This is a genomic window from Phenylobacterium sp. (assembly GCF_004299445.1).
Lineage (GTDB): Bacteria > Pseudomonadota > Alphaproteobacteria > Caulobacterales > Caulobacteraceae > Phenylobacterium.
This window is the reverse complement of record NZ_SCTC01000080.1, coordinates 1-11,351: the sequence shown is the minus strand read 5'-3', so window position 1 is coordinate 11,351 and position 11,351 is coordinate 1. Positions and strand designations below refer to the sequence as shown.

At 66.1% G+C, this 11,351-nt stretch carries 6 protein-coding genes, 1 tRNA gene and 2 rRNA genes; 3 read left to right on the top strand and 6 right to left on the bottom strand.

Going from position 1 to position 11,351, the window contains the following annotated elements:
• Positions 1-4: 4 nt before the first annotated feature.
• Together EPN98_RS22125 and EPN98_RS22120 are read left to right on the top strand one after the other, a co-directional pair.
• Positions 5-1,570, top strand: a complete 1,566-nt coding sequence (locus EPN98_RS22125; protein WP_293365107.1) for a family 43 glycosylhydrolase — start codon at positions 5-7, stop codon at positions 1,568-1,570.
• A gap of 176 nt (positions 1,571-1,746) precedes the next feature.
• The gene (locus tag EPN98_RS22120; protein ID WP_293365106.1) at positions 1,747-4,554 is read left to right on the top strand and encodes a TonB-dependent receptor; all 2,808 of its coding nucleotides are present in this window, start codon (positions 1,747-1,749) and stop codon (positions 4,552-4,554) included.
• 75 nt (positions 4,555-4,629) lie between these two features.
• Here EPN98_RS22120 and EPN98_RS22115 read toward each other — a convergent pair whose 3' ends face one another.
• The 3 genes from EPN98_RS22115 to EPN98_RS22105 form a co-directional block, all read right to left on the bottom strand.
• Positions 4,630-5,817 carry a CoA transferase gene (locus tag EPN98_RS22115; protein WP_293365105.1) on the bottom strand — a complete coding sequence of 396 codons (1,188 nt, stop codon included), beginning with the start codon at positions 5,815-5,817 and terminating at the stop codon, positions 4,630-4,632.
• A 104-nt stretch (positions 5,818-5,921) separates the two neighbouring features.
• Positions 5,922-7,736 (bottom strand): transglycosylase domain-containing protein, encoded by a 1,815-nt coding sequence (locus EPN98_RS22110; protein WP_293365104.1) that lies wholly within the window; start codon positions 7,734-7,736, stop codon positions 5,922-5,924.
• A 122-nt stretch (positions 7,737-7,858) separates the two neighbouring features.
• Entirely contained in the window at positions 7,859-8,212 is a 354-nt protein-coding gene (locus EPN98_RS22105) for a DUF1428 domain-containing protein (RefSeq protein ID WP_293365103.1), read from the bottom strand.
• 185 nt (positions 8,213-8,397) lie between these two features.
• On the opposite strand from EPN98_RS22105, the gene pyk reads away from it, so the two are divergent.
• A complete protein-coding gene (gene pyk, locus EPN98_RS22100; protein WP_293365236.1) occupies positions 8,398-9,813 on the top strand; it encodes a pyruvate kinase in 1,416 nt (471 codons plus the stop codon).
• Positions 9,814-10,063: 250 nt separating this feature from the next.
• Here pyk and EPN98_RS22095 read toward each other — a convergent pair.
• The 3 genes from EPN98_RS22095 to EPN98_RS22085 form a co-directional block, all read right to left on the bottom strand.
• Positions 10,064-10,140 (bottom strand) — tRNA-Met (locus tag EPN98_RS22095).
• Positions 10,141-10,197: 57 nt separating this feature from the next.
• A 5S ribosomal RNA gene (gene rrf, locus EPN98_RS22090) occupies positions 10,198-10,312 on the bottom strand.
• Between the two features lie 70 nt (positions 10,313-10,382).
• Positions 10,383-11,351 (bottom strand): 23S ribosomal RNA (locus EPN98_RS22085); the annotation flags it as partial.

Here is an 11,351-nt window from a genome sequence, read left to right as displayed (position 1 = left end):
ACTCATGTCGAAGCTTACCCGCCGCACGGCCTTCGGCGCCCTCGGCGCGGCCGCCGCCCTCCCCGCGGCGGCCGCAGCGCCCACGTGGCGTCGCGGCGTCGAAGGGCAGCGCACGGCCGACCTCGGCGATGGAACGTTCCTGAACCCCATCGTCGCTGGAGACCGTCCGGATCCCACGATCCTTAAGGACGGCTCCGACTACTATATGACGTTCTCGTCCTTCGAGGCCTATCCCGGCGTGGTGATCTGGCACTCGCGGGACCTGGTGAACTGGGCCCCGATCACCGCGGCGCTCAAGACGCCGATCGGCTCGGTCTGGGCCTGCGAACTGATCCGGCACAACGGTCGCTACTACATTTACATTCCGGCCCGGTATCCGGACCGGCGCTCGATCTACGTGATCTGGGCCGACGATATCCGCGGGCCATGGAGCGAGCCGATCGACCTGAAGCTGCCGGCCCACATCGACCCGGGCCATGCGGTGGGCGAAGACGGAAAGCGCTACCTGTTCCTGTCAGGCGGCGACCGTGTGCGGCTGACCGACGACGGGCTCTCCACCGACGGTCCGGTCGAGCACGTCTACGACCCGTGGCGTTACCCGGCGGACTGGGACGTCGAGGGCTTTGCGCCGGAAGGACCGAAGATCACTCGGCGCGGAGACTGGTTCTATCAGATCACGGCCGTCGGCGGGACGGCGGGGCCGCCCACCGGCCACATGGTCATCGTCGCGCGCTCGCGCTCGATCCACGGCCCCTGGGAGAACTGCCCTCACAATCCCGTCGTGCGCACCGTCTCACGCGATGAGAAGTGGTGGTCGAGAGGCCACGCCACCCTGGTCGAAGGGCCGGCCGGCGACTGGTGGATGGTCTACCACGGCTATGAGAACGGCTTCTGGACCCTGGGCCGCCAGTGCCTGTTGGACCCGATCGAATGGACCACCGACGGTTGGTTCCGCGCCAAGGGCGGCGACCTGTCAAAGCCCCTCAGGAAGCCCCGCGGCGGCAAGCCGGGTCCGCATGGCCTGGCCTTCTCAGACGATTTCACCGTCTCGAAACTGGGCGTGCAGTGGGGGTTCGCCGACCCGGCGCCCGACGAGCTCGCCCGTGTGCGCTTCGACAACGCCCTGGTGTTGACCGCGCGCGGGACGGCGCCGAAGGACTCCCCGCCCCTCACCTTCATCGCGCCCGACCAGGCCTATGAGGTCGAAGTCGACATCGAGATTCCCGCCGACGGCTCGGCCGGGATCCTGCTGTTCTACGACAAGCAGCTCTACTGCGGCCTGTCCTTCAACCAGACGGCCTTCGTCACCCACCAGTACGGGATCGAGCGCGGCCGCCCCGCGAATCCGAACGGGCGGCGCATGCGCATCCGCATGAAGAACGACCGCCACATCGTCACCTTTCACACCAGCCCTGACGGACGGACCTGGACCAAGTTCGATCGCCAGATGGAGGTGTCAGGCTATCATCACAACGTCCGCGGCGGCTTCATGGCCCTGCGCCCCGCCCTGTTCGCAGCCGGCCGCGGCGAGGCCCGGTTCAGGCGCCTGATCTATCGCGCGTTGCCGTAGTCGGGCTGAAACCGCACCACTGTGGCGCCTGCGCCATTGCATTTCGCCGCGGTTTGGCTACCCTGCATGACACCGGTGTCACTGATGGCGCCACCGGTAGCAATGTCGACTATTCGGCGACGGCCGGGAGAACACCGGCGCATGGGGAGGGTATGCTTATGGTCCGAACGGGCGAAATGCGTCTGCGCCAACTGGTTTGCGGCGCGTCCATGCTGGCCCTGGGCCTCGGCCTCGCAAGCCAGGCTGCCGCCCAGGCGGCCACAGCCCCCGACGAGGTCGAAGAAGTCGTCGTCACCGGCTTCCGACAATCCCTGGGCGCTGCGATCGCGGTGAAGCGGGAGTCCGTCTCGTCCGTCGACGTCATCGTCGCTGAGGACATCGCGAAGTTCCCCGACCAGAACCTGGCCGAGTCTCTCCAGCGGATCCCCGGCATTTCCATCCAGCGCGACGGCGGCGAAGGACGCGCCATCACGGTGCGGGGTCTGTCGGGCCAGTTTACGCGGGTTCGCGTCAATGGCCTGGAGGCCATCGCCACCTCCACAGACGGCGCCAGCCCCAACCGGGAGCGCGCCTTCGACTTCAACGTATTCGCGTCCGAACTCTTCAACTCGCTCGTCGTGCACAAGACCGCCGAGGCCTCGCTCGACGAGGGTTCGCTGGGCGCGGTGGTCGATCTCAACACCGGCAATCCCCTCGCCGGCAAGGATGGCCTGACCTTCGTGGCCTCAGCCCAAGGGCAGTACAATGATCTGAGCGACAACATCGGCCCACGCCTGGCCGGGCTGGCCGCATGGCGGTCTGAGGATGGTGTTTTCGGTGCGTCGCTATCGGTCGCCTATAGCGAGAACGATACGCTCGAGCTCGGCAACAACACGGTCCGCTGGGCGCAAGCGAGATTCGACTCTGTCGATGGCGTGCGCTGCTTCACGACGCAGAACAGTGGCGGGACCTATGTCCCGGGCGCCGCCTGCAACGCCGCTGCCCTGGCCTTCCATCCCCGTATCCCGCGCTACGGCAACATCGGCCACGATCGTGAGCGACTGGGTCTCACCGGCAGCCTCCAGTGGGCGCCTACAGAACGCACGAAGGTCTCGTTCGACGGCCTCTATTCGCGGTTCCGCGAGACCCGCACCGAGGCGTGGGCAGAGGTGTTGTTCCGCTCGAACGAACGCGCGATCGACGCCCGAAACCTGACCATCGACACGGCAACCAACAGCATAATCGCGGGCACGTTCGACGATGCGTGGGTGCGGACCGAAAACTACAAGCGCAAGTCGCAGACCGAGTTCTACCAGCTCAGCTTCAACGCCAGCCACGAGTTCACGGACACCTTCCGCGCCAACGTCCTGGGTGGTGTCTCGAAGTCGGATGCCGACATCCCGGTCGAGACGACTTTCGTCTACGACGACCGCGACGCCGCCGGCTACCGCTACGACTACACCGACGCGCGTAGCCCCCTGCTCGCCTTCGGCACGAGCGTCACGGATCCGGCGAGCTTCCAGCTGGCGGAGATCCGCGACCGACCGTCCAACAACACCAACAAGTTCCGGACCCTGTCCGGGCGCGTGGAATGGGACATGACCGAGGGCGTGCAATTCGTGGCCGGCGGTGTCTACCGCCGCTTCGACTTCGACCTCGAGGCCTATACCCGCGACACGGTCGTGTGCCCGACCCGGACGACGGCGGGACCAGACGTCGTGCGCAGCACGATCACCTGCACGCCGTCCAGCGTGTTCGGACCGACGGCCGTCTACGGCTTTGCAGCGACGCAGGCGCTTAGCAAGACCGTGAACCTCGGCAACGCTGGCCAACCCACCGGCACGACGACGACCTGGATCATCCCCGACATCGACGCCGCCGCCGCCCTCACCGGCCTTTACGGGCGCACCGCCGCGCCCGACACCGGCAATATCCGCTCGGTGCGCGAGGAAGACACCGGCGGCTACCTGCAGGCCAATTTCAAGGGCGAGATCGGCGGCCTGCGCTACGCGGCCAATGCCGGCGTTCGCTACATGGAAACCGACCAGTCCTCCACGGGCCTTAACAACGGCGTCGCGGTGACGGTAAAGCGCAAGTATCACGACTGGCTGCCGGCCGTGAACCTCGCCCTGTTCCCCACCGACGACATCATCATCCGCGCTGCGGCGTCCGAAGTGATGACGCGGCCGAACCTCGGCAACCTTACGCCCGGCGGCACGGTCGATGGCTTCAACTACCGTGTCACGTTCGGCAACCCGAACTTGGACCCGTTCCGGGCCAAGGCCTACGACGTTGGTCTAGAGTGGTACTTCGCACCCCAGGCGCTGGCGTCAATTGCGGTTTTCAAGAAGGACATCCAGTCGTTCCCGCTTGGCGTCACCCGGACAGGCACCTTTGCCTCGACGGGCCTGCCGACCTCGATCATCAACCCGAGCTCGCCCGCGGCATCGAACGTGGAGGGCCAGGCCTGGACCATCTCCACCATTGAGAACGGTACCGGTGGCAGCCTCAAGGGCGTCGAACTGGCCATCCAGGCGCCATTCAGCTTCCTGCCGAGCTTCTGGTCGAACTTCGGCGGCATCGTGAACGCCACCTTCGTGGACTCGAACGTCACGTACCGGGTCTCTGGTCCAGCCACCACGCCGGGCGGCGCTCTCCCCGGCCTGGACGTCGACTCCACGCTGTATGGCCTGGCTAAGCGGGCCTACAACGCGACGCTCTACTATGAAGAGGGCAAGTTCAGCGCCCGTGCGTCGATCGCCTACCGTTCCGGATTCATCGACAACGCCTCCGGCACCGGGAACGTCTTCGAGGGCTACAACTCCTCAGTGAACGTCGATGCCTCCGTAAAGTATCGGGTCACGGAGCAACTCGAACTCTCAATCGAAGGTATCAACCTGACCGACGACTACCGCGACCGCTACGTCGATAAGCAAGCCAATCGGGCGTACGAGAACAACCACTTTGGCCGCACCATCATCTTCGGTGTTCGCTACCGCATGTAGTCTGGAAGCCAGCTGTCACAGCAGCCCCAGACAAGGCCGGGCTCAGCACGTCGCCCGGCCTCCTTCCGGGCATCGCTAGTCGACGGCCAGCGCCTCGATCTCGGCCGGCGAACAACCGAACTCGGCCAGCAGCGCGCGCGTGTGCTGGCCGATGTCGGGCGCCATGCGCGGGGGCAGCTTGGCCTCGCCCTGAACCTGGAAGGGGCTGTCGACGGTCCGCAACCAGTGGTCCGAGAACTCGGGGAACAGGCCGTTCGCCTCGATCTGGCCGTCGGTGAAGTGGTCGTAGATCGTCGCTACGATGCCGAAGGTGACGTCGCCCTCGGACAGGATCTTCGACCAGTGCTCGTAGGGGTGCTCGGCGAACGTGGCGTCGAACCGGGCGACCAGGTCCGGGCCGTTCATCAGGCGGGCCTCCGGGGTCGCGAACAGCGGGTCCTCCAGCCATTCCGCATGCCCCACCGCCTTGGCCAGCAGCGGCCAGTCGCGGGCGGGATTGGTGCTGACGATGATGAAATGACGGTCGTCGCTGGCGCGATACATCTCGTTCAGCGCGCCCCGGTCGCCGCGCTTCGGCCTCGGCGCCAGCTCGTAGCCGCACAGCGCGGCCTGGACCTGGCAACCGTTGGCCCACAGCCCGTTCGCCAGCAGGGAGGTGCTGACCTCCGAGCCCTCGCCGGTCAGCTGGCGCTTGTAGAGCGCTGTCAGGATCGCGCCGTACATCGCCATGGCCGTGGGGTGATCGCCCATCCCCGGCATCGAGATCGCGGGCTCGGCGCCAGCGGTCGGGCGGACCAGGTCCATCAGCCCCGATCGCGCCCACCAGACGGTGGCGTCGAAGCCGGTGCGGTCGCGCTCGGGCCCGTGCTCGCCGTAAGGCGTGAGCGACGCGTAGATCAGCCGCGAGTTCAGGGGCATGAGGTCCTGGGCGCGCACGCCCAGCCGCTCGCGCGCAGGGAACGGGATGTTGGTGATGAAAACGTCGGCTTTGCGGACCAGCGTCCGCAGCACGGCCTGGGCCTCGGCCCGACGCAGATCCAGCGCTAGGCTCTCCTTGTTGCGGCTGTCGAGCGCCCAGAAGTAGTCGACGTCATCCGGCGTGCCGCGCAGGCGGAAGAGGTTGCGATAGGCGTCGCCGATCCCTGGCGGCTCGATCTTGATCACCCGTGCGCCGAAGTCGCTCAGCACCGTCGCCGCCGCCGGCCCCGCAATGAAGCTCGCGCAGTCCACGACCAGCAGGTCGCTGAAAAGGCCTGTCGACATGGGCCCGCCTCCCCGAGTTCAGGTCGCGTCTCTGCTCAGCGGCGCGCGACTCCGCGGCATTAAGTTGGCATGCCCGGGCGTCAGTCCAGGGGGCGGCGACCAGCTCAGTCGGTCGGAGGTTCTTCCGCGGCCTGGTCGGAATCCTCGGCGGTCTGTTGGCTCGCCACCTGAACCGGCGGCGCGGGCGCGGGGGCAGCGGGCCCCACGGGGATCGCCTGGTTCGGGACTCGCTTCAGCGCCGTGCTCATGAACTGGCGCCACATTTCGGCCGGCGCGGTGGCGCCGCTGATCCGCCCCATGGGCTTGGCGTCGTCGCGGCCCATCCAGGTGCAACTGGCCAGATAGCCGGTGTAGCCGCAGAACCACGCGTCCTTGTAGTCTGATGTGGTGCCCGTCTTGCCGGCCAGGTCATAGCCCGGCGCCGCGGCGCGGCCGCCCGTGCCCGCAACCATGACGGTGCGCATCATCTGGTTCAGCTCGCTGAGCGCCGGGTTGGCGATGGCCGGGACCGGCGCGGGGGGCCGCTTCTGATAGATGACCTGGCCGCCCGAGCGGATCCGCTCAATGCCATAGGCTTGCACTCGGTTTCCACCGTTCGAGAACGCGGCATATGCCTGGGTCATCTCCAGCGGGGAGACCAGGGTGGTGCCGAGCGCCATGGCCGGGTCGGTGTTGACCGCGGACTGGATGCCGATCCGCCGGGCGGTCGCGGCGATGTTCGGGCGGCCCACTTCGTCGGCCAGACGCGCGGCGACTGTGTTCACCGACTTGGCCAGCGCCAGCTCGAGCGTGATGGGCCCGAGATAGCTGCCGGCGTCATAATTGCTGGGCGACCAGCCGTTGATAGTCACCGGCTCGTCGACGACCTCGGTCGTGGGCGTGCGCCCCTGCTCCAGAGCGGTCAGGTAGACGAACGGCTTCCACGCCGAGCCCGCCTGCCGCCGCGCATTGACGGCGCGGTTGTAGGGCGCGGTGGCGTGGTCGGTTCCGCCCACCAACGCCCGCACACGCCCCTGCCCGTCGATGGCCACGATCGCCGCTTGGTCGGTGGCCTGCGCCTTGTACCGCGCGACGACCGACTTCGCAGCCTCGCCCGCGGCGCGCTCCATCGCCTGGTCCAGCGTGGTCTCGACGATGAGGTCGCGGTTCGGCTTCGGGACCATCCGGCGGACTTCGCCGTCCACCCAGTCAACGAAGTACTGCGCCGCGCCATTCGGCGCGGTTTTCCACACCCGGGGCTTCTGGCCCTTGGCCTTGTCGCGTTCGGCCGCGGTGATCACTCCGTTCTCGACCATGACGTCCAGCACCAGGTTCGCGCGTTCCAGACAGGCCTCGTACTGGTTGATCGGGTCGTAGTTCACGGGCGACTTCAGGACGCCCGCCAGCATGGCGGCTTCCTTGATCGAGAGCTTCGCCGCCGGCTTGTTGAAGTAGCGTTGAGCCGCGGCTTCGTAGCCATAGGCGCCGGCGCCGAAATAGGCGCGGCTCATGTACATCCCGAGGATCTGGGCCTTGGAGTAGGTCTTCTCCAGCTCGACGGCATAGACCAGCTCGATGGCCTTGCGCTCCAGCGTGCGGTCCTGGTTCAGGAACAGCAACCGCGCGGTCTGCTGGGTGATGGTGGATGCCCCGCGCATCCGCCCGCCGGTCAGACCGCCCACGACGGCGCTGGCCATGCCGCGCGGATCGAACCCGGTGTGCTCGTAGAAGCGGCGGTCCTCGATGGCGACAATCGCGCCCGGCACGTGCTTGGGCAACCGGTTCACGTCGACCGGCGGCGCATATCGCCCGCCCCGCACACCGATCACGGCGCCGCTGCGGTCGACGTAGGTGATCTGAGGCTGCCGCTGGATGGCCGGCATGCGCGGCAGCTCGGGCCCCTGCGCGGCCAGGGCCAATGCGGCGAGTTCGGAGATCAAGGCAGGCGGCTCCAGGTACGCGTCCCGGGCCTTCTCTCCCCCGCCCCGCGCTCAGGGCCAACATAAATCGCGGTAATGCGACCCCGCTGCGCAGCATCGGGACCGCATCTGCACTGGTTCTGCTAGCGCGCGAGGAAGCTCTCGAAGCCGCCGAAGATCATGCGCTTGCCGTCAAACGGCATGTCGGCGGCAGAGCCCTTCATCCGCGGGTCGGCCATGACCTTGGCGTTGACTTCGTCGCGCTTCGCCCGGCTCTCGTACGTGATCCAGGAGAACACCACCACCTCGCCCTCCTTCGCCTGCACGGCGCGGGGGAACGAAGTCAGTTCGCCCAGCGGCACGTCGTCGCCGATACACTCGACGTAGCTGAGCGCACCGTGGTCCATCCACACCTCGCCGCCGATGCGGGCCATCTCCTTGTACGCCTCGAGGTTCGCCCTCGGCACCGCCAGCACGAACCCGTCCACATAGGGCATCTAACCCTCCTTTACGCTCGTCCTGGACCCAGGACGTTCGACCCGCCGCCATTCCGACAATGGAAACCAGGCCATCGGCGTGACCGTTGCTTGCTGGCAAGGCTCATGACCGTCAAATTCAGGCGTCCGGGGTCGCCCCGATTCCCGGGCCGTTCTGCAAGGAGACCACCCGCGTGGCTGAAGGCATCCGGCGCCGCCGGCGGGTGAAGATCGTGGCCACCATCGGGCCCGCCTCGTCGAGCCTCGAGCGGCTGGAGGAGCTGTTCCGAACGGGCGCAGACGTCTTCCGCCTGAATTTCAGCCACGGCAGCCAGGATGGCCACGCCGAGGTCGTCGATCGCATTCGCAAGGTCGAGAAGAAGACGGGCCGCCCGATCGGGATCCTAGCCGACCTTCAGGGCCCCAAGCTCCGGGTCGGCCGCTTCGCCGGCGGCGGGGTCGTGCTGCAGTGGGGGCGCACGCTGCGCCTCGACCTGCAGGAGCGGCCCGGCGATGGTCAGCGCGTGCAACTGCCGCACCCTGAAATCATGGCGGCGGCCTCTCCTGGCTCGGTTCTGCTGCTCGACGACGGCAAGGTCCGCCTCGAGGTCACCCGCCAGACGCCCGACTTCCTCGACACCCGCGTGATCGTGGGCGGACGCCTGAGCGACCACAAGGGCGTCAACCTCCCCGGCCTGACCCTTCCGATCCCGGCGCTGACCTCCAAAGACCGCTCGGACCTCGCCTTCGCGCTCGAGCACGGGTGCGATTACATCGGGCTGTCGTTCGTCCAACGGCCAGAGGATGTCGCCGAGGCTCGGGAGCTGGTCGGGGACCGGGCCTTCATCCTGTCCAAGATCGAGAAGCCTGGCGCACTGCAGTCCATCGACGAGGTGATGCGCCTGTCGGACGCCATCATGGTGGCCCGCGGCGACCTGGGCGTCGAACTGCCGGCCGAGGACGTGCCGCTGATCCAGAAGCGCCTGATCCGCGCCGCCCATCGTCACGGAAAGCCGGTCATCGTTGCGACCCAGATGATGGAGAGCATGATCGAGAACCCCGCCCCCACCCGGGCGGAGGCCTCGGACGTGGCCACCGCGGTGTTCGACGGAGCCGACGCGGTCATGCTCTCAGCCGAGAGCGCCACGGGCAAATACCCGGTGGAAACCGTGCGGATGATGGATCGGATCATCGCCCGCACCGAGGAGGACGAGGACCTCAAGGCGGCCCGCGCCGCGGCCCGGCCCACACCGGACAAGTCGGCGGGCGACGCCATCTGTGCGGCCGCTCGCCAGGTGGCCGAGACGATCGAGGCCAAGGCGATCGCCGCCTTCTCCCTCTCGGGTCGCACGGCCATCCGCATCGCGCGCGAACGGCCAGACAGCCCGATTCTGGGCCTGACCCCCAGCATCCAAACCGCGCGGCGGCTGGCGCTCGTCTGGGGCGTCCACGCCCTGACGTCTGACACCACCCACACGATGACCGAGACGGTTTCGCAGGCCGCCGCGCTCGCGTTGAAGAGCGGCTTTGCAAAGCGGCGCGACGAGATCGTGGTGATCGCGGGCATCCCGTTCGGGAAGTCCGGCGGCACCAACTCGCTACGCGTCGCAAAGGTGACCTGATCAGAACGTCCAACGTTCCGACGGGCTCGCATCGGCCGCCGCTCACGCAGCCAGCCCCGCCTCATGGCGGCTCGCCTTGGCGCATTTCACGACGACCGGCTGGGGATTCGGCATTGCAGGGTCGCTGTCAGAGCCCCACGCCACGCCCATCGAGCGCAACGGCGCGCCCAGAAGGCTCGGGACCTGCCCTCATGGCGCCAGAATCAAAAAAGCCTCCCGAAGGAGGCTGTCCAATGGCGAAACGAAGCTTTGGGTGCGGGGACAGGATTTGAACCTGTGACCTTCAGGTTATGAGCCTGACGAGCTACCGGGCTGCTCCACCCCGCGGCAAAGCCTTGCTGGCATCGTGAATTGAAGGGTTCTGGATCCTGATCCGCTTGATAGACCTGGCGGCGACCTACTCTCCCGCGCCTTGAGACGAAGTACCATCGGCTCTGAGAAGCTTAACGACCGAGTTCGGGATGGGATCGGGTGGGGACTTCTCGACAAAGCCACCAGGTCAATGAAGCGGATCAGATTTGAGAAGACATCAGAGCTGCTCTGCAAAGCGCTCATAAGTTTTACTAAGAACGATCAAGCCGATCGAGCGATTAGTACCAGTAAGCTCCATGCCTCGCGGCACTTCCACACCTGGCCTATCAACGTGGTGGTCTACCACGGCTCTCAGCGAAGCCTTGTTTTGAGGTTAGTTTCCCGCTTAGATGCTTTCAGCGGTTATCTATTCCACACTTAGCTACCCTGCTGCGCAGCTGGCGCCACGACAGGTCCACCAGAGGTGTGTCCATCCCGGTCCTCTCGTACTAGGGACAGATCCTCTCAAGCTTCGTACACCCACGGCAGATAGGGACCAAACTGTCTCACGACGTTCTGAACCCAGCTCACGTACCACTTTAATCGGCGAACAGCCGAACCCTTGGGACCTGCTCCAGCCCCAGGATGTGATGAGCCGACATCGAGGTGCCAAACTTTGCCGTCGATATGGACTCTTGGGCAAAATCAGCCTGTTATCCCTAGAGTACCTTTTATCCGTTGAGCGATGGCCCTTCCACGCGGGACCACCGGATCACTATGGCCGACTTTCGTCTCTGCTCGACTTGTCAGTCTCGCAGTCAGGCGAGCTTATGCCATTGCACTCGACGAGCGATTTCCGACCGCTCTGAGCTCACCATCGCGCGCCTCCGTTACACTTTAGGAGGCGACCGCCCCAGTCAAACTACCCACCACGCCATGTCCCGGGACCGGATAACGGCCCTCGGTTAGACGTCAACGACAGTAAGGGTGGTATTTCAAGGATGGCTCCACCAGAGCTGGCGCCCCGGCTTCATAGCCTCCCACCTATCCTACACATACGGTCGCTAACGCCAAGGCGAAGCTATAGTAAAGGTTCATAGGGTCTTTCCGTCTGACCGCGGGAACCCCGCATCTTCACGGGGAATTCAATTTCACTGAGCCTATGCTGGAGACAGTGGGGAAGTCGTTACGCCATTCGTGCAGGTCGGAACTTACCCGACAAGGAATTTCGCTACCTTAGGACCGTT